Raw genomic sequence first — 24643 nt, 5'->3', positions numbered from 1 at the left:
AGTATAGTATGGGATTATTTGATAAGATCAAACAGGGCCTGCAAAAGACGAGCGACGCGGTGAACCGCTCGCTGGACAACGTATTTGCGGCATTCGTCAAAATTGACGCGGATCTGCTCGAGGAGCTGGAAGAAGCGCTGATTTTGTCCGATGTGGGCGCGGAAACCTCGATGAAGATCGTATCCGAGGTGGAAAAACGCGCGAAACTGCAAAAAATCACGACCGCGCCCGAGCTGCGCGACCTGCTGCGCGAGGTGCTGACCGACAACATGCTGGAGAACCAGCCGCTCGACGTGTCGGGCAAGCCTGCGGTTATTCTGGTGATCGGCGTCAACGGCGTGGGCAAGACCACGTCGATCGGCAAGCTGGCCGCCCGGTATGTAAATGAGGGCAAAAAGGTCATGCTGTCGGCGGCGGATACCTTCCGCGCGGCGGCGGCCGACCAGCTGGAAATTTGGGCCAAGCGCGCCGGCGCGGATATTGTGCGTCACGGCGAGGGCGCAGATCCCGCGGCGGTCGTGTTTGACTCGATCGCGGCGGCCAAGGCGCGCGGCAGCGATATCATCATCGTCGATACTGCCGGCCGTCTGCACAACAAGGCCAATCTGATGAACGAGCTGGCCAAGATCGACCGCGTCATTTCCCGCGAGCTGCCGGACGCATCGCGCGAGACGCTGCTCGTGCTCGACGCCACGACTGGCCAGAACGCCGTGCATCAGGCAGAGGAATTCAACAAGGCCGCGCACCTGACCGGCATCATCCTGACCAAGCTGGACGGCACGGCCAAGGGCGGCATTGTCATCGCCATTTCGGCGGGGCTGGGCGTTCCGGTCAAGCTCGTCGGCGTGGGCGAGGGCATCGATGATCTGATTGATTTTGACCGTGCGGCATTTTTGGAAGCCATCCTGCCGCCTGTGGAAGGAGAAAACGCATAATGCAGAGACCTGACGGAAGAACCCCCGGCGCGCTGCGCCCGGTGAAAATCACCACCAACTACACGATGTACGCCGAAGGCTCGGTGCTGGTCGAAATGGGCAACACCAAAGTGATCTGCACTGCTTCGGTCGAGAATAAGGTGCCGCCCTTTCTCGAGGGCAAGGGCCTCGGCTGGGTGACGGCGGAATACGCCATGCTGCCGCGCGCGACCAACACGCGCAAAAAACGCGACATCAAAAACCTCAAGCTGGACGGCCGCTCGAGCGAGATCCAGCGGCTGATCGGCCGCAGTTTGCGCGCGGTGGTCGACCGTGAAGCGCTCGGCGAGCGCCAGATCACAGTGGACTGCGATGTCATTCAGGCGGACGGCGGCACGCGCTGCGCGTCCATCACGGGTGGCTTTGTCGCCCTGTGGCTGGCCTGCAAAAAGCTGCTGGACGAAGGCGTGATCGAAAAAATGCCGCTTTCCGCGCAGGTTGCGGCGGTTTCGGTCGGCATTTTCGAGGACGAGGCCATCCTCGACCTCAACTACGCGGAGGACAGCCACGCGATCGTGGACTGCAACGTCGTGATGACCTCGGCGGGCGAGTTTATCGAGGTGCAGGGCACGGGCGAAGGCCGCCCGTTTACGGACACCGAGCTGAAAAAGCTGCTTTCGCTTGGCAAAAAGGGCTGCCAGCGTCTGTGCAAGGCGCAGAGCCGCGTGATGGGGGAGAGCCTGTAATGCAATTTGTGCTTGCCTCCCACAACAAGAAGAAACTCAAGGAAATGGCGGAAATTCTGGACGAACTCGGCATCGAAGTGGTGCCGCTGCCCGAAAACGCGCCTGAGCCGGAGGAAACCGGCAAGACTTTTGAGGAAAACGCCGTCATCAAGGCGAAAAGCGCGGCGGACTTCACCGGTCTGCCCGCCATCGCGGACGACAGCGGCCTGTGCGTGGACGCGCTGGGCGGCGCGCCGGGCATCTATTCCGCGCGCTACTGCGAGGGGACCGATCTGGACCGCAACGCGTTTCTGTTGAAGAACATGCAGGATCAGAACGACCGCGCGTGCCGGTTTGTGTGCGCGATCGCGTGCATCCTGCCGGACGGACAGCAGATTACCGTGCGCGGCGAATGCGAGGGCGAACTGCTCCGCGAGAGCCGCGGCGCGGGCGGCTTCGGGTACGACCCGCTGTTCTTCGTGCCGCAGTACGGCTGCACGTTCGGCGAGTTGCCGGGCGAGGCCAAAAACCAGATTTCGCACCGCGGCCGCGCGCTGCGGGCGCTCAAGGACGCACTCAAAACCCGCATCTGAAACCAAAAAGACAGGAGAATTTCATTTATGTTGACTACCAAACAGCGCGCTCAGCTGCGCGCTTTGGCAAATCCGCTGGCTGATACGCTCATCATCGGCAAGGAGGGCGTGACCGACGCGGTCGAGCGTCAGCTCGACCAGCTGCTCGAGGCGCACGAACTGGTCAAGGGCAAGGTGCTCGAGAGCGCCATGCTCACCCCGCGCACGGTGTCCGAGGCGCTGTGCGAAGCGACCGGCGCCGAGCCGGTGCAGTGCATTGGCTCCAAATTCGTCGTGTTCCGGCAGGCGCGCGACAAGGACAAGAGAAAGATCGTGCTGGTCAAATGAAAACCGGTATGCTCGGCGGCACCTTCAATCCGCCGCATCTGGGGCATCTGCATGCCGCGCAGCTGGCAAAGGATGCGCTGGATCTGGATCGGGTGCTGTTTATCCCAACCAATATTCCGCCGCATAAGGCGTTGCCCGAACACACGGCAACTGCAGCCGATCGCTGCGAAATGGTGCGTCTGCTGACCGAGGACACCCCTTGGGCGCAGCTGGATACGCTGGAAATCGAGCGCGGCGGCGCAAGTTATACGGTGGACACGCTGCGCGCGCTGCATGCGCGGGGCGAAACCGACCTGTATTTGATCGTCGGCACGGATATGCTGCTCTCGTTCGACCGCATCTGGCGCGCGCCGGATGAGATCGCGCAGCTTTGCACGCTGGCGGTGTGCGCGCGCGAGGACGACGACTGGGCGGCGCTGCGGGACAAGGCGGAACGCCTGCGCGCGCAGCTGCATGCGGAGATCAAACTGGTGGAGGGAGCCAGCCTGACCATTTCATCGACCGAGCTGCGTCAGGGCGGCGCGCTGCGCCGCTATACTGCGCCTGCGGTTGCGGATTATATCGAGAAAAATCACCTGTATGGGTATTGACATCAAGCGATATAAAATCAGAAAGGCGGGGAAAAGTTATGTTGTGTAACGAGGAAATGAGAAAAGGGATTCTATCGAGGCTGCACGGATACCGGTATGAGCATACGCTCGGCTGCGAGCGGGCTGCCCGGAAACTGGCCGAACGCTTTGGCGGCGATCCGGAAAAAGCCGGGGTGGCGGCCATTCTGCATGACATAACCAAGCATCTTTCTCCGCAAGAACAGTTGAATTTATGTGAGAAATACGGTATAATACCCTGTACCGTCGAAAAAAGCGAGCCGAAAATGCTGCATGGCAAAACGGCGGCAGCCATTGCGCGGGCGGAATACGGCATGCCCGAGGACATCTGCAGCGCGATCGCCTGCCATACGACCGGAAAGCACGGTATGACACTGCTGGATAAGATCCTTTATCTGGCCGATTACATCGAGGATACGCGCGATTTTCCCGGAGTGGAAAAGGCGCGTGAGCTGGCGCGGGTGAGCATTGACCGTGCCCTGCTCTATTGTTATGACCAAACGCTGACCGAACTGGTCGAGCGTGGCAAACTGATACACAGCGATACCATCGCGGCATACAACGATATGATCCGGCAGGGGATTCGCTGGCGTGACGAATAGGACAATACTGGAGGCAGGAATCGTTTGAAACTTTTCGGAGGCAGCGGAGGCCACAGCGGCCGGACAAACCGCACGAAAAAACAAAGCGCGCCGCGTACGGAGGCCGTGAGCAAGAAAAAACAGCAGAACCTATCTGCGGTGCAGCAGGCGCCGAAGTCCGCTCCGAAACCTGCGGGCAAAAAGGGCGCCAAGGTGAAAAAACAGCTGACCAAGCGCCAGAAACGCAGGCGGATCATTATTATCACAGCGGTGGTGCTTGCGCTGTTGCTCTGTGCGGCGGCAGCTGCGGCGATCTTTATTCGTCCGCCGCAGGCAAACGACCCCACCATCAAAGATAAGGAAAACGGCGACAAGATCGATGTGAGCAGTATGCTCAATTCGGGCACGCGCATCGACGATGTTGTCACCTTTGTGGTCGGCGCGGTCGATGAGGACCAGACCCGAACGGATGCGCTGATGGTTGCAACGATGGATACCAATAAAAAGACCATCAACGTGATGAACATCCCGCGCGACACCATGTGCAACAACGGCCAGACCGAGGCTTGGCGCAAGATCAATGCGGCTTACGGTACGAGCAAGGGCATTGAACAGACCAAGATCGAGATCGAGCGAATCATGGGCTTTAAGCCGGATTACTATGTCATCGTCAACTTTGACGGCATTGCGGCGATTGTAGACGCGATCGGCGGCATCGATTACGAAGTGCCGTTCCGCATGCAGTATGACGACCCGTCGCAGAACCTGCATATCGACCTGTATGCCGGCATGCAGCATCTGGACGGCAAGCAGGTCGTGGAATTCCTGCGCTGGCGCCACAACAACGATTATTCCGTGCAGTATGCCAACGGCGACGAAGGCCGTGTGGAAAATCAGCAGAAATTCCTTAAGGCACTGGCGGCCGAGGTGTTCCAGATCAAGAACATCACCAAGATCTCGGATATCGCGGACGCGGTGTTCAAGAACGTTAAAACCGATCTGACGGCGGGCAACCTGCTCTGGATGGGCATGCAGGCGCTGCAGATCAAGAACGAAAACATTCAGTTCTTCACGCTGCCGGGTTACGGCCAGATGAGTACGGCGGGCACTTCGCTGCGGCTGTCGTTCTTCTTCCCGTATTATCAGGAGACGCTCGACCTGGTCAACAAGTACTTTAACCCGTATGAAGAGCCGATCACCACACTCGATATCGTTTCCGGACCGGAAAGCTATTCGGGCGGCGGCGGCAACTATACGTCGGACCCGTCGGAAAACTATGTCTGGGGCGATACGTCGGGCGAGGATTATAACGATGATTCCGGTTCGTCCGGCGGCGGCACGACCAGCGGCGGAGAGACTTCGGGCGGCGGTTTGACCGGCGGCGGAGAGACCTCGGGCGGCGGCACGACCGGCGGCGGAGAGACCTCGGGCGGCGGTACAACCGGCGGCGGAGAGACTTCAGGTGGCGGCACGACCGGCGGCGGAGAGACTTCGGGCGGCGGCACGACCGGCGGCGGAGAAACCTCGGGTGGCGGCACGACCGGCGGCGGGGAGACTTCGGGCGGCGGCACGACCGGCGGCGGAGAGACTTCGGGCGGCGGCACGACCGGCGGCGGAGACGTTGCGGTCGATCCGGAAGCATGATGATAGAGAAGGAGTTTGAAAATTGACTGCAAAAGACACCGTAAAGGCGATTTGTGAGGCGCTTCTGGAAAAGAAAGCGCAGGAAATTGAAGTTTTGCAGGTAGAGCGGCTGACCGAGCTGACCGAATATTTCGTGATCTGCTCGGCATCCTCGACCACGCAGGTCAAGGCGCTGGCCGACAACGTGGAATGGCGCCTGAAATACGACCATGAAACGCTCGTGCATCATACCGAAGGCTATGAATCTGCGCAGTGGATGCTGCTCGATTACGGCTGCGTGGTGCTGCATGTGTTCATGCCCGAGGCACGCAAGTTCTATAATCTGGAGAACCTGTGGAAGGACGGAACGCCGGTTGCACTGTCCGACCTGGGCATTGAGGAAAAATAAAACGGGATGCGGCGGATACAGAACGTGTGTCCGCCGCGTTACCGCGCCTAAAATAAACCAATCACTTTAGGGGGAAATACCGTTGAAGTACGATCACAAACTGGTTGAAAAAAAGTGGCAGGACATCTGGGACGAAGCGCATTGCTTTGAGGCGAAAAACGGCAGCGAAAAGCCGAAGTTCTATGCGCTGGTCGAGTTCCCCTATCCGTCCGGCCAGGGCCTGCATGTCGGCCACCCGCGCTCTTACACCGCGCTCGATATCGTGGCGCGCAAAAAGCGCATGCAGGGCTATAACGTGCTGTATCCGATGGGCTGGGATGCGTTCGGCCTGCCGACTGAGAACTTCGCCATCAAGAACCACATCCACCCGGCCGAAGTGACCAAGAAGAACGTGGCCCGCTTCAAGAGCCAGCTCAAGTCGCTCGGCCTGTCGTTCGACTGGTCGCGCGAGATCAACACCACCGACCCGAACTACTACAAGTGGACCCAGTGGATCTTCCTGCAGCTGTTCAAGAAGGGCCTGGCCTACAAAAAGGAAATGAGCGTCAACTGGTGCACCTCCTGCAAGTGCGTGCTGGCAAACGAAGAGGTTGTCAACGGCGTGTGCGAGCGCTGCGGCAGCGAGGTCATCCACAAGACCAAGAGCCAGTGGATGCTGGCGATCACCAAGTATGCGCAGCGCCTGATCGACGATCTGGACGACGTGGACTTCATCGAGCGCGTCAAGGTGCAGCAGCGCAACTGGATCGGCCGCTCGACCGGCGCGGAGGTCGATTTCAAGACCACCGAGGGCGACACGCTGACCGTTTACACCACCCGTCCCGATACCCTGTTCGGCGCGACCTACATGGTCATCTCGCCCGAGCATCCGGCGGTTGAGAAGTGGGCGGACAAGCTTAAGAATATTGACGCGGTGCGCGCGTACCGTGAGGAAGCGGCGCGCAAGTCGGATTTCGAGCGCACCGAACTGAACAAGGACAAGACCGGCGTCAAGCTGGACGGCGTGACCGCCATCAACCCGGTCAACGGCCGCGAGATCCCGATCTTTGTGTCCGACTATGTTCTGATGGGCTACGGCACGGGCGCGATCATGGCCGTTCCGGCGCATGACGACCGCGACTGGGAGTTTGCCAAGAAGTTCGGCTGCGAGATCATCGAGGTTGTGTCCGGCGGTGAGGACGTGCAGAAGGCGGCGTTTACCGCCAAGGACGAGACCGGTATTCTGGTTAACTCGGATTTCCTCAACGGCAAGACGGTCAAGGACGCCATCCCGGCGATGATCGCCTGGCTGGAAGAGAAGGGCATCGGCCGCGCCAAGGTGCAGTACAAGCTGCGCGACTGGGTGTTCTCCCGCCAGCGTTACTGGGGCGAGCCCATCCCGCTGGTTTACTGTGAGAAGTGCGGCTGGGTGCCGATCCCGGAGGATCAGCTGCCGCTGACCCTGCCGGATGTGGAGAGCTACGAGCCGACCGAGAACGGCGAAAGCCCGCTTGCCAAGATGACCGACTGGGTCAACACCACCTGTCCGTGCTGCGGCGGCCCTGCCAAGCGCGAGACCGATACCATGCCCCAGTGGGCTGGTTCCTCGTGGTACTTTCTGCGCTATATGGACCCGCACAACGACAAGGCGCTCGCCTCCAAGGAAGCGCTCGAGTACTGGTCGCCGGTTGACTGGTACAACGGCGGCATGGAGCACACCACGCTCCACCTGCTGTACAGCCGTTTCTGGCACAAGTTCCTGTACGACATCGGCGTGGTGCCGACCAAGGAGCCGTATGCCAAGCGCACGAGCCACGGCATGATCCTGGGCGAGAACGGCGAGAAGATGTCCAAGAGCCGCGGCAACGTCGTCAACCCGGACGAGATTGTTGACACCTACGGCGCGGACACCATGCGTCTGTACGAAATGTTCATCGGCGACTTTGAGAAGGCCGCGCCGTGGAGCCCGAAGTCTATCAAGGGCTGCCGCCGCTTCCTCGAGCGTGTCTGGGGTCTGGCCGATAAGGTGCAGGAGGGCGACGCATACTCCAAGCAGCACGAGGTGCTCATGCACCGCACGATCAAGAAGGTCGGCGAGGATGCGGACAACCTCAAGGCCAACACCGCGATCGCAGCGCTGATGACCATGCTCAACGAGTTCTACGACAAGGGTGTCAACAAGGCCGAGTATATGACCTTCCTGACGCTGCTCAACCCCTTTGCGCCGCATATCACCGAAGAGCTGTGGCAGCAGATGGGCGGCGAGGGCCTGCTTTCCATCGCGCCGTGGCCGGTGTATGACGAGGCCAAGACGGTCGAGGATACGGTCGAAATGGCCGTACAGGTCAACGGCAAGCTCAAGTGCACCATCAAGCTGCCGGCGGACTGCGACAAGCAAACGGCAATCGATACCGCGCTTGCAGAGGATAAGGTCAAGAACGCCATCGCGGGCAAGGAAATGGTCAAGCAGATTGTTGTGCCCGGAAAAATCGTCAATCTGGTCGTTCGTTAAACTTTGTTGTTGACACGGACGGTAAAAACAGATATAATATTCTTACGGTTTTGTGTGCCGCTGCATGCGAGACCGTGCATAGCGTTCCTCCAGAGGGGAACGCGCGGAGGGAGGGAAAACTGTGTCGGAGATCCGCATCAAGGAAAATGAATCTATTGACAGCGCGCTGCGCCGTTTCAAGCGTTCGTGCGCCAAGGCGGGTACGCTTTCCGAGCTCCGCAAGCGTGAGCATTATGAAAGCCCGAGCGTCAAGCGCCGCAAGAAATCTGAGGCTGCGCGCGCGAAGAAGAAAAAGTTTCGCTAATTGAATGAAAAAGAGCAGATGCTTGGCATCTGTTCTTTTTTCATTTCGGCGGCAAACAGCCCAAAAAAACGGCGGCCGGCAGTGTTTACACTTCTTTCAAATTTTCTACAAACTTTAGACATATCGGTACGGTATAGTATAACCACAGCAAGGGAAACACCCCTTTTGATATAAACTTCTTCATGGGAAGACGATACAAAATCTGTTCGGCCCTGTGGGACGGAATACCGCGCAGGCTCCCGGACAGTCCAAAGACAAGAGGCTGAACGGCCCATCATCATAAGGAAAGCGCGCGCGGCTTTTGCAAGCCGCGCGCGCGTTTTTCGTGTCGAAAAACATACTTTGGTCGCTGCCGGCGGAAAACAATTGAAAAAAACCGGAAAACAGCGTATAATATTATAGTTATGGATTTGTCAACTGCGGAAACAGGGAGTTAAGGGATTTATGAGCAAAGCAAAACCGTCATACGGCAACGAGAGCATTTCTTCGCTCAAGGGCGCGGACCGCGTGCGCAAGCGCCCGGGCGTCATTTTCGGTTCGGACGGTCTGGAAGGCTGCGAGCATGCGGTGTTTGAGATCCTGTCCAACTCGATCGACGAGGCGCGCGAAGGCTTCGGCACCGAGATCGTCACCACGCGCTATGCGGACGGCTCGATCGAGGTGGCGGACCGCGGGCGTGGTATCCCGATCGAGTGGAACGAGAAGGAGCAGCGCTACAACTGGGAGCTGGTATTCTGCGAACTGTATGCGGGCGGCAAATACAAGAACGATACGGGCGAAAACTATGAGTTCTCGCTGGGCCTCAACGGTTTGGGCACCTGCGCGACCCAGTATTCCTCGGAATACATGGACGTGACCGTCGTGCGTGACGGGTTCGAGTACAGCCTGCACTTTGAAAAGGGCGAGAACAAGACCGACGCCAAGGAGGGCTTTGTCAAAAAGCCCACGACCTCCAAAAAGACCGGTACGACCATCCGCTGGAAGCCCGACCTTGCGGTGTTCACCGATATCAATATCCCGGTCGAGTATTATCTGGACACGCTCAAGCGGCAGGCGGTCGTCAACAGCCACATCAAATTCGTGCTGCGCAATCAGGTCGGCAGCAAGTTTGAGACGACCGAGTTTTTATATCAGAACGGCATTGTCGATTATGTGACCGAGCTGGTGGGGGAGAACCCGCTGACCTCGGTGCAGTTCCTCGAGGGCGAGCGGCGCGGCCGCGACCGCGCGGACAAGCCGGAATACAAGGTAAAGCTTTCCTGCGCGTTCTGCTTTTCGTCCGCGGTATCGCGCATTGAGTATTATCACAACTCTTCGTGGCTAGAGCACGGCGGCGCGCCCGACAAGGCGGTGCGCTCGGCGTTCGTTTCCGCGCTTGACGGCTATCTCAAGCAGAATAACAAATACACCAAGAACGAGAGCAAGGTCACGTTTCAGGACGTGATGGACAGTCTGGTGCTGGTCACCAACTGCTTCTCCACCCAGACCTCGTACGAGAACCAGACCAAAAAGGCCATCACCAACAAGTTCATTCAGGAGGCGATGACCGATTTCCTCAAGCAAGGGCTGGAGATCTACTTCATCGAGAACAAGGCCGAGGCGGACAAGATCGCCGAGCAGATCCTGATCAACAAGCGCAGCCGCGAGCAGGCGGAAAAGGCGCGTCTGAATATCAAAAAGAAGCTGTCCGGCGGCATGGATCTGGCCAACCGCGTGCAGAAGTTCGTGGACTGCCGTACCAAGGACGTGACGCGTCGCGAACTGTATATCGTCGAGGGCGATTCCGCACTCGGCTCGGTCAAGCAGGGACGCGACAGCGAATTTCAGGCGATCATGCCGGTGCGCGGCAAGATCCTCAACTGCCTGAAGGCGGATTACGGCAAGATCTTCAAGAACGACATCATCACCGACCTTTTGAAAGTGCTCGGCTGCGGGGTCGAGGTGCGCGGCAAGGCCGCGAAAGACCTGTCTGCGTTCGACCTCGAGGCGCTGCGCTGGCGGCGCATCATCATCTGCACGGATGCCGACGTGGACGGCTTCCAGATCCGCACGCTGATCCTGACCATGCTGTACCGGCTGGTACCGACGCTGATCGAAAAGGGCTATGTCTATATCGCGGAGTCGCCGCTTTACGAGATCACCTACCGCGATAAGAGCTATTTCGCCTTCGACGAGAGCGAAAAGGCGGCAATCCTGCAAAAACTCGAGGGCAAAAAGGTGCAGATTCAGCGCTCCAAGGGTCTGGGCGAGAACGAAGCGGACATGATGTGGGAAACCACGATGAACCCCGAGACCCGCCGCTTGATTCGCATCCAGCCCGAGGACGCCAAGGCAACGAGCGAGATGTTCGACCTGCTGCTGGGCGACAACCTGTCCGGCCGCAAGGAGTATATCGCGGAAAACGGCGCGCAGTACCTCGATCTGGCGGATATATCCTGATAAGGAGTTAAATTCGGATGGCAAAAAAGAAAAACGACGAGCCAAAAGTATATAAAGAGCATCCTTCGGTCGATCAGCGCATCACGGACACGCTGCGCGAGAACTATATGCCCTATGCGATGAGCGTCATCGTTTCGCGCGCGATTCCGGAGATCGACGGCTTCAAGCCCTCGCACCGCAAGCTGTTGTATACGATGTATAAGATGGGGCTGCTCAATGGCAACCGCACCAAGTCGGCCAACATCGTCGGCGCGACCATGAAGCTCAACCCGCACGGCGACGCGGCGATCTATGAGACGATGGTGCGTCTGACGCGCGGCAACGAGGCGCTGCTCATGCCGTTTGTCGATTCCAAGGGCAACTTTGGCAAGGTGTACTCGCGCGACATGGCCTACGCCGCGCCGCGTTACACCGAGGCCAAGCTGGATGCGTTCTGCGCGGAGCTGTTCCGCGACATCGATACGGACGCGGTCGATTTTGTGGACAACTACGACGGCACGATGAAAGAACCGACCCTGCTGCCGACCACCTTCCCGAACATTCTGGTGTCGGCCAACACGGGCATTGCGGTCGGCATGGCGTCCAACTTCTGCGGCTTCAACCTGGAAGAGGTGTGCCGCACGACGATCGAATATATCAAAAACCCCGCGCACGATCTGCTCACGACGCTGCCCGCGCCGGATTTCACGACCGGCGGCGAGCTGATTTATGACGAGGACGAGATGCGCGCGATCTACGAGACCGGCCGCGGCTCGTTCAAGGTGCGCGCGACATGGTCGTATGACAAAAAGGACAACCTGATCGAGGTCACCGAGATCCCGTACACGACCACGATCGAGGCGATCATCGACAAGATCGCAGAATTGGCGAAGTCCGGCAAACTGCGCGAAATCGCAGACGTGCGCGACGAGACCGACCTGTCCGGCCTCAAGATCGCGATCGACCTCAAGCGCGGCACTGACCCGGACAAGCTGATGGCCAAGCTGATGAAGCTGACGCCGCTGATGGACAGCTTTTCCTGCAACTTCAACGTGCTGATCGGCGGCATGCCGCGCGTGCTGGGCGTGCGCGAGCTGCTCGACGAGTGGACAGCATGGCGCACCGAGTGTGTGCGCCGCCGCGTGTTCTTCGATCTGAACAAGAAGAAGGATAAGCTGCACTTGCTGCACGGCTTGTCCAAGATCCTGCTGGATATCGACAAGGCGATCCGCATCATCCGCGAGACCGAGGAGGACGCCGAGGTTATCCCCAACCTGATGATCGGCTTCGGCATTGACCAGATCCAGGCCGAGTTCATCGCGGATATCCGACTGCGCAACATCAACAAGGAATATATCCTCAAGCGCACCAAGGAGACCGAGGATCTCGAAAAGGAGATCGCAAAGCTCGAGGAAATCGTCAAATCCAAGGCGAAGATCCGGAACATCATCGTCAAGGAGCTCGAGCAGGTCATCAAGAAGTACCCGTCGCCGCGGCGCACCCGTCTGGTGACCGCCGGAGCGGTGCAGGAGTTTGATGAAGAGGACCACATCGAGGATTATCCGGTGCTGCTGTTCCTGACGCGCGAGGGCTATTTCAAGAAGATCACGCCGCAGTCATGGCGCATGTCGCAGGAGCACAAGCTCAAGGAAGGCGACGAGGTGATCTGGCAGGCCGAGACGACCAACAAGGCCGAGATCGTGTTCTTCACCAACATGCAGCAGGCCTACAAGGCGCACCTGTACGACTTTGACGACTGCAAGGCGTCCGTTTTGGGCGATTATCTGGCCGGTAAGCTGGGCATGGACGAAGGCGAAGCGCCGGTATATGCCATGCTGCCGGGCGACTACAAGGGCAATATGGTCATTGTGTTCCAGAACGGCAAGGCTGCGCGCTTCTCGCTCGAGAGCTTTGAGACCAAGACCAACCGCCGCCGCCTGACCGGCGCGTATTCGGCCAAATCGCCCGCGGTGGCGTTCTTCCACCCGGTCGATGAAGAGACCGAGATCACCATGTTCTCGACCGCGAACCGCGCGCTGACCTTCCGCGCCAACATGCTGGACATCAAGGCCAGCCGCTCGACGCAGGGCGTGCAGGCCATGGTGCTGCGCGGCAAGCACACGATCACGCGCGCCTGCCGCATGGAGGACGCGGGACTTTCGGATAACGGCCGCTACCGCTGCCGCAGCATCCCGTCGATCGGCGCGCTGCTGACCGACGAGGACCTGCCGGAAAAGCAGATCAAGTTTGGCTAAACGGGAAAACAGCCCGCCGCACCTCGGTTGTGCGGCGGGCTTTGTTCTTGCGCGTGCTTTTGCACTGTGCTATAATAAACTCTATAAGAAAGGGGCGATTTTGTAATGCTCAATCAGCATATGGTCGCGTTGGGGAATAACCGTTCCACCATTCGCGAGCTCTTTGAATACGGCAACCAGCGCGCAGCAGTGGTCGGCCGGGAAAATGTGTTTGACTTTTCGATCGGCAATCCCAATGTGCCCGCGCCGGACGCGGTGCGCGAGGCGATTTTGGCTGAGGCCGCGGGCGATCCGGTCTCGCTGCACGGCTATACCTCCGCGCAGGGCGCGGCGGACGCGCGCAAGGCGCTGGCGGATGACCTGAACCGCCGGTTCGGCACGTCGTACACGGGCGACAGCCTGTACCTGACGGCGGGTGCGGCGGCGGCGCTGTCCTGTGCGTTTCAGGCGATTGCGTGCCCGGGGGACGAGTTTGTGGTACTCGCGCCGTACTTCCCGGAATATCTGATGTTTATCGAAAGCGGCGCCGGTGCCAAGGCGGTGATCGTACCGCCGTCCATTGCAGATTTCCAGATCGACTTTGACGCGCTGGAAAAGGCGCTCAATGCGCACACCAAAGCGGTCGTGGTCAACTCGCCGAACAACCCGTCGGGTGCGGTATACTCCGAGCAGACCGTCAAGCAGCTGGCCGCGCTGCTGCGCGACAAAGAAGCGCAGTACGGTCATCCGATCTATCTGGTGTCGGACGAACCCTATCGCGAGATCGTATATGACGGCGTACAGGTGCCGTTCGTGCCCAACTATTATGACGACACGATTGTGTGCTATTCCTATTCCAAGTCGCTTTCGCTGCCGGGCGAACGCATCGGTTATGTGCTGGTGCCGCCGCAGGCGGCCGACAGCGCTGACCTGTATGCGGCCGTGTGCGGCGCGGGCCGTGCGCTCGGCTATGTATGTGCGCCCAGCCTGTTCCAGCGCGTCGCGGCGCGCTGCGCGGGCCAGACGAGCGATATTTCGGTCTATCAGACCAACCGAGACTTGCTGTATGAGGGACTGACCAGTATGGGGTATTCCTGTGTCAAGCCGCAGGGCGCGTTTTATCTGTTCCCGCAGACGCTCGAGCCGGATGACCGTGCCTTCTGTGAGCGCGCCAAGAAATACGACCTGCTGGTCGTGCCGGGCGCGGACTTCGGCGCGCCGGGCCATATGCGCATTTCTTACTGCGTGCAGACCGAAACCATCCGCCGCGCGCTGCCTCTTTTCGCAGAACTCGCCAAAGAATACCAAAATGATTAAGTTGGTGAAAACTTATAATTAAGTTCTGATGAATATGTACAAATTGTTAACAAGCGACGTGCAATATTCACAAAAATAAATGAAGCTGGTTGGGCGATATTCATAAAACCTGCCGCTTGTTTTTCTGCTGCGCTCCGTGTATTATAATAGCAGAGATCGAGAAAAGGATCTCACAACAATAGCACGAAAAGGAGCGTGACAAATTATGATGAAGGGTTTCTTCAATGATCTGGTTGCAGCGCGTATGCTGGATCTGGACTCGAGCCGCGTCAAGACGATGTCCCGCAAGGCGCGTCATACCGCCAAGTAATGCTAAATCATTACGGTGGCTGGTTTGGCTGCCTTGAGGAGTCAGAAAACAAATGACAAACGAAAACGGCATGTAAAAGACCTTCCGGAATGGTTTCGGAAGGTCTTTTGCTGTGCGCTCAGCCGGAGCGGCGGCGTGGGGGCAGCGCGGCGGTGTACCGGCGGAAGAATTCGGCACGTTCCGCTGCGTTTGCCGGACGGAGCTGCGTTTTGCCGCAGTCCGGGCAGGCGCGTTGTTGTTCGCTGCCGAGGAAGATATAGTGGCAGCACTTGGTTTGACAGCTGTAAATCATGCCGTTCACCTCTCTTGGGTATAGCATACCAGAGCAGGTGTCCCATAAATGTCCCTTGGTTGCGGGAAAAGGGAAAAAATGCTATACTGGCATCACGTCAGGAAAGAAGGGGAAAGCAAATGAAGGAACAAAAAGCGGGGCTGCTTCGTCGGTTATATATGCCTGCGGTCTTTTGTACCGCGCTGTGGGGCAGTGCGGCGCCCTGTGTCAAAAAAGGATATGAATGGTTCGGCATTGCGTCGGACGCGCCGTTTTCCCAGCTGTATTTTGCCGGCTGGCGGTTTGCGCTGGCGGGTCTGGTCGTTCTGCTGGTGGCGTGGTTCCTGGGGCACCGCGTTCTGCCCAGACGCAGCGAGTGGAAGCCGATTTTCTGGATCAGCCTGTTCCAGAGCATGATTCAGTATGTTTGCTACTACATCGGCCTGTCCGGCACGACCGGCACCAAAGGCGCGGTGCTGTCCGGTACGCAGACCTTTTTTGCGCTGATTTTTGCGCATCTGTTTTTGAAGAACGACAAAATGAACCGGCAGAAGGCGATCGGCTGTCTGTGCGGCTTTGCGGGCGTGCTGGCGCTCGGCCTGGGCGGCCTGAACGGCTTTCATCTGCATGGCGACGGACTTGTGCTGCTGTCGGCCGTGTCGTCCGGCGCGGGCGCGCTGGTTTCGCGCATCTACACGCCGGGCCGCGACCCCATGCTGCTGACCGGCTGGCAGCTGCTGATGGGCGGCGTGTTCCTGCTGGTGGTCGGCCGGGTCGGCGGCGGACAGCTGGGCGCGGTTTCGCTGCCCGGTGTGCTGCTGCTGGCGTACATGGTGGCGCTGTCGGCGGCGGCGTTCACGATCTGGACGGCGCTGCTGGGCAAGTTCCCGGTCGGCAAGGTCAGCCTGTTCGGCTTTTTGATCCCGGTGTTCGGTGCGCTCATCTCCGCGATCGTGCTGGGGGAGCAGATCCTGACCGTGAGCAATCTGAGCGCGCTGGTGCTTGTCAGCGGCGGTATTGCGATCGCAAACTATGTGCGTGAGACTAAAACAGAGGGCGGGCAGGCATAATAAAGAGAAAAAGGAAAAAACAACATGGTTTTCAGTTCGGCAATTTTTCTGTTCGTCTTTCTGCCGGTGGTGTTTGTGCTCGACCGGCTGCTGCGCGGCATCCGGGCAAAAAACATCCTGCTGCTGATCGCGAGCCTAATCTTTTACTCGTTCGGGCAGCCGGTCTATCTGCCGCTGCTGCTGCTGAGCGTAGTGCTCAATTATGGGTGCGGCCTGCTGGCGGCAGGCAGGCATCCCAAGCTGGGCGTGGGCATCGCGGTCGCGGGTGGGATCGGCTTGCTCGCGGTGTTCAAGTATGCGGATTTCGCGATCGGAACGGTCAATCATCTGCTCGGAACGAATCTGCCGCTGACCGGCATTGCGCTGCCGATCGGCATTTCGTTCTTCACCTTCCAGGGGCTGTCCTACGTCATCGACGTGTATCGTGACCGGTCGGTCGTTTCTCGTTCTTTCGTGAAGGTTTTGCTCTATATTTCGTATTTTCCGCAGTTGATCGCGGGCCCGATCGTCAAGTATCACGACATCGAAAAGGAGATCGACCAACGGCAGACCAGCCCGCGTGAGACCGCGCTGGGCATCCGCCGGTTCATCTGCGGCCTGTCCAAAAAGCTGCTGATTTCCAATGCGATGGGGCAGATGGCGGACGCGGTGTTCGCGCTGCCCGCGGGCGAGATCGGCATGTTCGCAGGATGGATGGGCGCGATCTGCTATACCTTGCAGATCTACTTTGATTTTTCCGGTTACAGCGATATGGCGATCGGTATGGGCCGCATGTTCGGTTTCCACTTCCTCGAAAATTTCAATTACCCTTACGCATCCACCACGATTCAGGAGTTCTGGCGGCGCTGGCATATCTCGCTGTCCACCTGGTTCCGGGATTATCTGTATATCCCGCTGGGCGGCAACCGCAAGGGCAGGGGACGCACTTGGATCAACCGCGTGATCGTGTTCTTCACGACCGGTCTGTGGCACGGCGCGAACTGGACGTTCGTGCTGTGGGGCCTGTGGCACGGCCTGTTTTCCGTGCTCGAGGACAGCGGCGTCGTGCCTAAGGAGCGGCTGCGCGGCCGGGCGCTTGGGCATGTGTATACCATGCTGGTGGTCGTGCTCGGCTTTACACTGTTCCGCGCGGAGTCGCTTTCGCAAGCGGGTGCGATGTTCGCGGCGATGTTCACCGGCGTCGGTCTCGGCTGGACAGGAACCGAGACCGTATGTTCATTATTGACGCCTGCGTTCCTGGTGGCGCTGGTTTTGGCGCTTTTGCTCTGTGTTCCGACCGCAAAACGGTTGCAGCCGAAAAACGAGTCGGTCACGCTTGCAGGCGCGATGGCGCTGCTGGTGCTGTGCATGTTCAACCTGTCGGCCGGCACGTTTAACCCGTTTATTTACTTCCAGTTTTAAAAGGAGGCTGCCATGAAATACAAAATCTTTACCGCAGCCTTCGTGCTGCTTTGTCTGATCCCCTCGGCGGGCATGTTGTTTTTGCCGCCGACGCAGGCGGCGGCAAATGAGCGCCTGTCGCCCAAGCCCACCCTGCAAAACGAGGACGGCGGCTGGAACACGGCGGTGCTCGATCAGGTGACCGACTACATCGCCGACCATTTTGCGCTGCGGCAGGAGATGGTCACGGCGAACGCCGCGTTGCAGACCACACTGCTGCACACTTCGCCGGCGGAGGACGTCATTTATGGTTCGGACGGCTGGCTGTACTATGCCGAGACGTTGGACGACTATCAGAACCACGCGACGCTGACCGAGGACGAAGCGCGGCAGGTTGCGCAGACGGTGGCCGACATGCAGGCGTTTTGCCAAGCGCGCGGCGCACGGTTTTTGTTCACGATTGCACCCAATAAAAATTCGCTCTATCCCGAGCATATGCCCGCGCGCTATCTGCAAAGCGATTCCCCGGGCAATTACGAGCTGGTTTTGCCGTATTTGCAGGAGTATGGCGTGAACTATGCCGATTTGTTCACCTTTTTGTCGCAGCAGGACGAAACGCTCTATCTGCATACCGACTCGCACTGGACTAACCGCGGCGCGGCGCTCGCGCATGATTTTCTGATGGAGTCGCTGGGGTTGCCGTACACGGCGTTCGGCGAGGTAGATTACACGACCGAAAACACCCACCGCGGCGACCTGTATGAGATGCTGTACCCCAAGGGACAGGCGCTCGAAGCGCAGCAGCAGTATGCGATCGACTTTTCCTATGTCACACCGCCGCGCACGGCCGAGGACATCCTGATCCAGACCACAAGCGAAAACGCAGCCAACGGCCGCCTGATCCTGTGCCGTGATTCGTTCGGCAATGCGCTGCACCCGTTTTTGGCCGCGGATTTCCGCGAGGCGGTCATCACCCGGCAGATGCCGTATCCGCTCACGCAGGTGCAGGCGGGCGATACGGTGATCGTCGAGATCGTCGAGCGAAATCTTGAAAATTTACTCAAATATCCGCCCGATTTGGGGAACAACCCGGCGGCGGAATCCGTCGAATAAATCAGAAACAATCAGAAATTATCGGGAGGACAAGATATGAAGGCAAGAATGACAGCCCTGCTGCTGGCGCTGATCCTGTGCGGCAGTCTGGCAGCCTGCGGCGGCCAATCGGCCGAGCAGGAGGATACCAAGAAGAACGATGCGGCCGTGGAAACGGTGAAGGATGAGGCCGAAAAGGAGCAGGACAAGGCGGAGGACGCGACCGCTGCGGAGGACAAGACCGACGCGGACAAGGATGCCGCTTCCGGCAGCCAGACCTCGAGCACCACGGCGCAGAGCAAGCCGCAGTCGGGCAGCACCTCGTCTCCGACCGGCAATGCGACGGCCAGCAAGCCGCAGTCGAACGGCAGCACGTCGTCGGGCTCGACCTCTTCGGGCAGCAGCTCTTCTGGCAGCACGACCAGCAAGCCGCAGCAGAGCACACCCGCGCCCGCGCCGCAGCCGGCGCCCGAACCCGCTAAACCGACGGCATCGCAGGCGTCCGGCTACATCGGTTCGTCTGCTTCTGCGCTCGAGAGCGCGCTCGGCTCGCCCAGCTCCAAGAGCTATTCGCCCAGCTGCATGGGCGAGGGCGAGGACGGCGTATGGCAGTACAGCGGTTTTACCGTGTATACCTATCGTGAAAACGGTGTGGAGACGGTGGAAGCCGTTTCCTGAGCATGAAAAACCCTCTGCCTTTTGGCAGAGGGTTTTGCTTTGCGGTTTTACAGGATGACGCGCCGCGGTTTGGCCGCGATTTCGCGGATCGGACGGCAGGGCACGCCATACGCCAGCATACCGGCGGGGATGTCCTTGGTGACGACGCTGCCCGCGCCGATGACCGCGTTGTCCCCGATGGTCACGCCCGGCAGCACCTGCACCCCCATGCCGATCCAGACGTTGCTGCCGATCGTGATGGGCTTGGCGTATTCCAGTCCGGCGTTGCGCTGCGCGGGATCGAAGGGATGTCCGGCCGTGGAAAAGCAGCAGTTCGGGCCGATGAATACATGGTCGCCGAAGGTGACCGGCGCGCCGTCCAGCACGACCAGATTGTGGTTGGCGTAAAACGCTTTGCCGACACGCATATTGCTGCCGTAATCGACGAAAAACGGCGGCTCGATGATGATGTCCTCGCCGCAGGAAGCCAGCAGCCTGCGCAGAAGCTGCAGGCGTTCTTCCTGCTGCGTGCTGCGCAGCTGGTTGTAGTCCATGCAGAGGTCTTGGGCAACCGCACGGGCTTGCAGCAGTGCAGGATCGGAATTGGCGTCATACAGCAGCCCTGCGGCTGCTTTTTCTCGTTCTGTCATCGTGCTCTCTCCTTAGTTTTGATGGCGCACCAGCTCATAGTCGTCGCCGGAGCGGTAATAGGGACAAGGACCGCTGCTCTGTGACAGGCGGTAGAACTCGTCCTCATCCAGATAGGCTTCGCAGACATATTCGTCCAGCATGTCGTCGTATACGCTGTATGCGCAGTCCTCACAGGTGCCGGTCATGACGGTTTTCCCCCATTCATACAGGTGTAGTGCGAAATGACAAAGCAGCGGGATTCCGGTCATTCGCTCTGGTAAAAGCATACCATACTTTGTCTAAAAGTTCAAACATGTGCTTTGATTTTTGTGCAGTTTGTGATATGATACAGGTGGCAAATATCAATAGGAGCGTGACCTTTCCATGAAATTATATACATATCAGAACAATGACGGTGTGGACCGCATCGGCATCGGCTATAAAGAGTGGCCGGGTCTGATCTGGCCGATCGAGGCGTTTGGCGTGTCGTTCCCCGATATGACCGAGCTGATTCGCCGGGCTTCTCCCGCGCAGATGGCGCGTCTGGCGGATGCGGAGCAGGCGACCGAGGGCGCTGCGCTGCGCCTGAACAGCGTACGTCTGCGCGCACCGATCCCGTATCCGGCGCAGGATCTGATCTGTCTTGGCATCAACTATGCCGACCATGCGGTCGAATCTGCGCGCTTCCACGAGGATGCGTTTCTGGTCAACCGCAAGAAGGCGGTGTATTTCAGCAAGCGCGTATGCGAGGCGTCCGGCTGCGGCGACCCGATCCCGGCATACGAAGGCTTGGTGGACAGCCTGGACTATGAGGCAGAGCTTGGCGTTGTCATTGGCAAGGACTGCAAGAAGGTCAGCGTGTCCGAAGCGCCCGGCCATATTTTCGGCTATACGATCGTCAACGACGTTTCCGCCCGCAATTTGCAGACCGCGCACAATCAGTGGTACTTCGGCAAGTCGCTTGACGGCTTTGCGCCGATGGGTCCGTGCATCGTCACGGCGGACGATATTGCCTTCCCGCCGGCGCTGGAGATTTCGTCCACGGTCAACGGCGAGCCGCGTCAGAACAGCAACACCGACCATCTGCTGCACTCGGTGGCGGAGATCATCTCCGAGCTGTCGCAGGGCATGACGCTCAAGGCGGGCACCATCATCGCAACCGGCACGCCTGCGGGCGTCGGCATGGGCTTTACGCCGCCCAAGTTCCTCAAAAAGAGCGATGTCGTCACCTGCGAGATCGAGGGCATCGGCAAGCTGACCAATACGGTGGAATGAGCAGGGGAGGCGCAGGCATGGATAAACCCAAGCAGATGATCGTGATGCGGCGCGATCTGAAAATGCGCAAAGGCAAGATCGCGGCGCAGGCGGGACACGCCTGCGTCACGGCCGTTCTGGCCGCGCTGGACCGGGAAAATCGGCTGGCACAGGTGCGGGCGGATGCAGACGGCGTGACGCTGGCCGAGAGCGGGCAGCCGGTCACGCCGCTCAGCGAATGGTTTTCGCGCGGCGTTGCCAAGGTGTGCGTGTATGTCGATTCGGAAGAGGAGCTGCTGGCGATCGACCGCAAGGCAAAGGAGGCGGGCATCCTGTCCGCACTCATCTGCGACAACGGCATCACCGAATTTCACGGCCAGCCGACCTATACCTGCCTGGCGTTTGAGCCTGCGCTGCCCGAAAAAGTTGATCCGATCACCGGTGAACTGCCGCTCTTTTGAGCGGCAGTCTGTTTTAGTCGCAATTTGTAACATTCTTGTGCCTTTACAAACGCAGTATTGCGTGATATGATAAACAAAGCCACGAAAAGGAGGGATTGCCATGGGCGCAGTGTCCAAGCAAGGCACCAAACAGGTCACGGCCAACAAAAAAGCATGGCATGACTACTTTGTCGAGCAAAAATACGAAGCGGGCATCGAGCTTTTTGGCACCGAGGTCAAGTCGATCCGGCAGGGGCAGATCAATCTGAAGGATTCCTACTGCACTTTCAAGGACGGCGAGCTTTTTGTGCGCGGGATGCATATTTCCCCCTATGAAAAGGGAAATATCTTCAATAAGGACCCGCTGCGCGTGCGTCGGCTGCTGATGCATAAAAAGGAGATCGCGAACCTGTTTGGCAAGACCAAGCAGGACGGATACTCGCTCATTCCGCTTTCGGTCTATTTCAAGAACTCGCGCGTCAAGATCGAGCTTGGCCTTTGCAAGGGCAAAAAGCTGCATGACAAGCGCGACAGCATCGCGGCACGCGACGCCAAGCGGGAGATGGACCGCGCGATGAAGGAACGGAATCGTTGATTTTTCGCATCCGATGGATGCACCCGAAATGGGGCCGTAACGGGTTCGACGGGGGTGTTGAAGCCGGGATAGCGGGCCGCAGCGGGGATCTGCGTAAAAAGCTCCAACTGTTTATAAATTAAACAACAACGATTATACTCTTCAGGCTGCCTAATTAAGGCTTAGCCCGTCGGCTCAGAGAGGACCACGGCTTTGAGACCCGGCGTCGATTAGTGGTGAACGTGTACGGGGTAAGAGTTGCCCCCGTCATGTAACATGACTCTACTGAAGTGACCAGCCTGTTTGCCGGCGTGTCATGGAGGGAATGCAAAAAGACAAACTGCGCCCGGAGAAGTCACGGTGAATGTGCTTTCGGACAGGGGTTCAACTCCCCTCGGCTCCACCAAAATACCAAAAGATACCGCCTGATACCGGGCGGTATCTTTTGTTTTTAACCGGTTTTTGCAACAGAAAACGCTGTTTTGAAATTTCGGTAGATATTCCGGTAGATTTACTTTTTGAACTTATGCTACACTATAAACAGGCAAGGGGAGCGGGGCGAAAGAGCCACAAACCCGGCGCCTGACGATACCGGTATCCGTCTTTCCGGCGCGGCTGTGCACCGCCGCACCGGGCTCCCAATTTGATAAGGGAAGCACGGTGAAACAATATGTCCCGTACGCGCGTCGAGCGCAATATTTCGTACGATGAGGAGAAAAAGAAATACTATGTCAATCTGGATTTCGGGCGCGACGCGCACGGACACCAGATCAAAAAGACCCGCACATTCGCGCGGCTGACAGACGCCCGCAAGGCGCTGCGGCTGCACGAGGTGCAGCGCGACTTCGGCGCGCTGACCAAGCCGAACGACACGACCGTTGCCGAGTGGCTGAATTACTGGATGGACGCGGTTGTGCGGCCCAACCGTGCCGCGACCACCGTGCATGGGTACAGCCAGATGATCGTCAACCACATCATCCCGCAGCTGGGCGCGATCCCACTGCAATCGCTGTCGCCGCAGCGCATCCAGCAGTATTACGCCTACCTGTGCCATGACTGCGGCCTGTCGCCCAACACCGCACGCAAGCACTACGATCTGCTGCGCAATGCGCTTCGCATCGCGGTCATGCAGGACGTGCTCGCCCGCAACCCGACCGACCGCGTCGAGCCGCCAAAATTCAAGCGGCCCGAACCGCAGTTTTACGACGTCGCCTCGCTGCGTCGCTTGCTGGATGCGGTTGAGGGCGATAAGCTCGAGCCGGTCGTGTATCTGGCCGGGTATCTCGGCCTGCGCCGCGAGGAAATGTGCGGCCTGCGGTGGAAGGATGTGGATTTTCAGGGCAAAACCTTGTGTGTGCACCGCGCCCGCACCATGGCCGGTTCGCAAGTGATCGAAAAGGACACCAAAAACCGTTCCTCGACCCGGCTGCTGCACATGCCGGAGAAAGTCGTGCGCGTACTGCAGGCTGAACGGCGGCGGCAGCGCGAGAACCGGCTGCTGTTTGGCAAGGAGTATCAGGATACGGGCTATGTGCTGACTTGGCCAAACGGCGAGCCGTATCGGCCGAATTATCTGACCGAGACGTTCAGCACGTTCATCCGCCGGAACCATCTGCCCAAGCTGACCTTGCATGGATTACGGCATACCTTTGCGACGCTTGCAAACTACTCCGGCGCGACGATCTACAACATCAGCCGCTCACTGGGGCACAGTACGGTCGCGACAACGTCCATGATCTACACGCATCTGCTGGATACGACGCACGAGCAGACGATCGAGGCGGTCGCGCAGAGTCTGCGGCAGGGCGGTGGGCGGAAAAAGCGAAAACAAGTGAAATAGAGCAAAAAGCAGCCTCTCCAACCAGTGTTGGGAGACTGCTTTTTTACATGTTGAGCAGCAGGATGCGCAGACCGAATTTGCGGGCGTATTGCGGCGTATATGCGCTGCCGCCGGTCGAGCGGGTGCAGTATGCCACGCAAACAGCACTGTGGTCAACCATAAATCGGTTGCGGCGCTGCATGCAGCCGCGGGTGTAATGTTCGGAGGTGTAAATCACTTCGTTCGCGCGGTGCAAGATGTGTCCATATCGGTTGATTGACGTAGTAGACCATCCGCGGGTTTGCTCGCGGCAGGGAATCGCCAAAATAAGCCGGATTTGCGGAAATTGGTCACGCAGTTGCAGTACGGTCTCGGCGGCCAGTGTGTCGAAACCCAGTGCTCCGCCAGCGTAAAAGTATCGAATGCCATCTGCAATCAGTTCAAGAACTATAGCTTCCAATTTTGCGGCGAGTGTTGGTAGGATTTCTGGTGGGATGTCGCGATGACCGGTGAAGCAGCAGGCGTGTAATCTATTCATTTCTGTGTCTCCCTATATTTTAGAATTGCACTTATATAAGTGCAATTCTAACGCATTCATCGAA

Annotated in this window: 25 protein-coding genes and 1 other RNA gene; 22 read left to right on the top strand and 4 right to left on the bottom strand. The window is 58.6% G+C overall.

Annotated elements, in window-relative coordinates; translation table 11 throughout:
* Positions 1–8 precede the first annotated feature (8 nt).
* The 13 genes from ftsY to EJL02_RS03025 all read left to right on the top strand — a co-directional run bounded on the left by ftsY (position 9) and on the right by EJL02_RS03025 (position 14544).
* Positions 9–935: a signal recognition particle-docking protein FtsY gene (gene ftsY / locus EJL02_RS03085; protein WP_125114931.1), complete on the top strand. Its 927-nt coding sequence runs from the start codon at positions 9–11 to the stop codon at positions 933–935.
* Complete coding sequence (rph, locus tag EJL02_RS03080; RefSeq protein WP_125114930.1) at positions 935–1660, top strand: ribonuclease PH; 726 nt, start codon at positions 935–937, stop codon at positions 1658–1660. Before ftsY ends, rph begins: the two co-directional genes overlap by 1 nt.
* Positions 1660–2232, top strand: a complete 573-nt coding sequence (gene rdgB, locus EJL02_RS03075; RefSeq protein WP_125114929.1) for an RdgB/HAM1 family non-canonical purine NTP pyrophosphatase — start codon at positions 1660–1662, stop codon at positions 2230–2232. The genes rph and rdgB overlap by 1 nt, the downstream gene beginning before the upstream one ends.
* 27 nt (positions 2233–2259) lie before the next feature.
* The gene (locus EJL02_RS03070; RefSeq protein WP_125114928.1) at positions 2260–2559 is read left to right on the top strand and encodes a YhbY family RNA-binding protein; all 300 of its coding nucleotides are present in this window, start codon (positions 2260–2262) and stop codon (positions 2557–2559) included.
* A complete protein-coding gene (gene nadD / locus EJL02_RS03065) occupies positions 2556–3149 on the top strand; it encodes a nicotinate (nicotinamide) nucleotide adenylyltransferase (protein ID WP_125114927.1) in 594 nt (197 codons plus the stop codon). The genes EJL02_RS03070 and nadD overlap by 4 nt, the downstream gene beginning before the upstream one ends.
* Before the next feature lie 38 nt (positions 3150–3187).
* A complete protein-coding gene (yqeK, locus tag EJL02_RS03060; protein ID WP_125114926.1) occupies positions 3188–3769 on the top strand; it encodes a bis(5'-nucleosyl)-tetraphosphatase (symmetrical) YqeK in 582 nt (193 codons plus the stop codon).
* Between the two features lie 105 nt (positions 3770–3874).
* Positions 3875–5392, top strand: coding sequence for an LCP family protein (locus tag EJL02_RS03055; protein WP_125114925.1), 1518 nt, complete (start codon positions 3875–3877; stop codon positions 5390–5392).
* Positions 5393–5414: 22 nt separating this feature from the next.
* Positions 5415–5780 carry a ribosome silencing factor gene (rsfS, locus tag EJL02_RS03050; protein ID WP_125114924.1) on the top strand — a complete coding sequence of 122 codons (366 nt, stop codon included), beginning with the start codon at positions 5415–5417 and terminating at the stop codon, positions 5778–5780.
* A gap of 82 nt (positions 5781–5862) precedes the next feature.
* Positions 5863–8271, top strand: a complete 2409-nt coding sequence (leuS, locus tag EJL02_RS03045; protein WP_125114923.1) for a leucine--tRNA ligase — start codon at positions 5863–5865, stop codon at positions 8269–8271.
* A 121-nt stretch (positions 8272–8392) separates the two neighbouring features.
* A complete protein-coding gene (rpsU, locus tag EJL02_RS03040) occupies positions 8393–8575 on the top strand; it encodes a 30S ribosomal protein S21 (protein ID WP_031472056.1) in 183 nt (60 codons plus the stop codon).
* A gap of 444 nt (positions 8576–9019) precedes the next feature.
* Positions 9020–11014 carry a DNA gyrase/topoisomerase IV subunit B gene (locus tag EJL02_RS03035; RefSeq protein ID WP_125114922.1) on the top strand — a complete coding sequence of 665 codons (1995 nt, stop codon included), beginning with the start codon at positions 9020–9022 and terminating at the stop codon, positions 11012–11014.
* Between the two features lie 17 nt (positions 11015–11031).
* The gene (locus EJL02_RS03030; RefSeq protein WP_125114921.1) at positions 11032–13248 is read left to right on the top strand and encodes a DNA gyrase/topoisomerase IV subunit A; all 2217 of its coding nucleotides are present in this window, start codon (positions 11032–11034) and stop codon (positions 13246–13248) included.
* A 105-nt stretch (positions 13249–13353) separates the two neighbouring features.
* Complete coding sequence (locus tag EJL02_RS03025) at positions 13354–14544, top strand: pyridoxal phosphate-dependent aminotransferase (RefSeq protein ID WP_125114920.1); 1191 nt, start codon at positions 13354–13356, stop codon at positions 14542–14544.
* A gap of 428 nt (positions 14545–14972) precedes the next feature.
* On the opposite strand, the gene EJL02_RS14095 is transcribed toward EJL02_RS03025, so the two are convergent.
* On the bottom strand, positions 14973–15146 hold the full coding sequence (locus tag EJL02_RS14095; RefSeq protein WP_164510246.1) for a hypothetical protein: 174 nt from the start codon (positions 15144–15146) through the stop codon (positions 14973–14975).
* 119 nt (positions 15147–15265) lie between these two features.
* Here EJL02_RS14095 and EJL02_RS03020 point away from each other — a divergent pair, with 119 nt between their 5' ends.
* The 4 genes from EJL02_RS03020 to EJL02_RS03005 are packed head-to-tail and all read left to right on the top strand — an operon-like array spanning position 15266 to position 19345.
* Complete coding sequence (locus tag EJL02_RS03020; protein WP_125114919.1) at positions 15266–16195, top strand: DMT family transporter; 930 nt, start codon at positions 15266–15268, stop codon at positions 16193–16195.
* Between the two features lie 24 nt (positions 16196–16219).
* Entirely contained in the window at positions 16220–17596 is a 1377-nt protein-coding gene (locus EJL02_RS03015; protein ID WP_125114918.1) for an MBOAT family O-acyltransferase, read from the top strand.
* 12 nt (positions 17597–17608) lie between these two features.
* On the top strand, positions 17609–18688 hold the full coding sequence (locus tag EJL02_RS03010) for an alginate O-acetyltransferase AlgX-related protein (RefSeq protein WP_125114917.1): 1080 nt from the start codon (positions 17609–17611) through the stop codon (positions 18686–18688).
* Between the two features lie 36 nt (positions 18689–18724).
* Entirely contained in the window at positions 18725–19345 is a 621-nt protein-coding gene (locus EJL02_RS03005) for a hypothetical protein (protein WP_125114916.1), read from the top strand.
* Positions 19346–19392: 47 nt separating this feature from the next.
* Here EJL02_RS03005 and EJL02_RS03000 read toward each other — a convergent pair whose 3' ends face one another.
* Complete coding sequence (locus tag EJL02_RS03000) at positions 19393–19974, bottom strand: sugar O-acetyltransferase (RefSeq protein ID WP_125114915.1); 582 nt, start codon at positions 19972–19974, stop codon at positions 19393–19395.
* Positions 19975–19986: 12 nt separating this feature from the next.
* Entirely contained in the window at positions 19987–20160 is a 174-nt protein-coding gene (locus tag EJL02_RS14090) for a DUF6472 family protein (RefSeq protein WP_164510245.1), read from the bottom strand.
* A 178-nt stretch (positions 20161–20338) separates the two neighbouring features.
* Between EJL02_RS14090 and EJL02_RS02995 the strand changes: the two genes are divergently transcribed.
* The 5 genes from EJL02_RS02995 to EJL02_RS02975 all read left to right on the top strand — a co-directional run bounded on the left by EJL02_RS02995 (position 20339) and on the right by EJL02_RS02975 (position 24062).
* Positions 20339–21229 carry a fumarylacetoacetate hydrolase family protein gene (locus EJL02_RS02995; RefSeq protein WP_125114914.1) on the top strand — a complete coding sequence of 297 codons (891 nt, stop codon included), beginning with the start codon at positions 20339–20341 and terminating at the stop codon, positions 21227–21229.
* Positions 21230–21246: 17 nt separating this feature from the next.
* Positions 21247–21669 (top strand): aminoacyl-tRNA hydrolase, encoded by a 423-nt coding sequence (pth2, locus tag EJL02_RS02990; protein ID WP_125114913.1) that lies wholly within the window; start codon positions 21247–21249, stop codon positions 21667–21669.
* Between the two features lie 100 nt (positions 21670–21769).
* Positions 21770–22243 carry an SsrA-binding protein SmpB gene (gene smpB, locus EJL02_RS02985; RefSeq protein ID WP_164510244.1) on the top strand — a complete coding sequence of 158 codons (474 nt, stop codon included), beginning with the start codon at positions 21770–21772 and terminating at the stop codon, positions 22241–22243.
* A gap of 30 nt (positions 22244–22273) precedes the next feature.
* Positions 22274–22628: a transfer-messenger RNA gene (gene ssrA, locus EJL02_RS02980) on the top strand.
* Between the two features lie 264 nt (positions 22629–22892).
* Positions 22893–24062, top strand: coding sequence for a tyrosine-type recombinase/integrase (locus EJL02_RS02975; RefSeq protein WP_125114912.1), 1170 nt, complete (start codon positions 22893–22895; stop codon positions 24060–24062).
* A gap of 43 nt (positions 24063–24105) precedes the next feature.
* Here the strand turns inward: EJL02_RS02975 and EJL02_RS02970 are convergent, their stop codons facing one another.
* Complete coding sequence (locus EJL02_RS02970; protein ID WP_125114911.1) at positions 24106–24579, bottom strand: SLOG family protein; 474 nt, start codon at positions 24577–24579, stop codon at positions 24106–24108.
* Positions 24580–24643 lie beyond the last annotated feature (64 nt).

Origin of the sequence: Agathobaculum sp. Marseille-P7918 (genome assembly GCF_900625105.1) — a bacterium.
Taxonomy (GTDB): Bacteria; Bacillota; Clostridia; order Oscillospirales; family Butyricicoccaceae; genus Agathobaculum.
The sequence above is the reverse complement of the archived record's forward strand: the minus strand, read 5'-3'. Positions and strand labels throughout refer to the sequence as shown.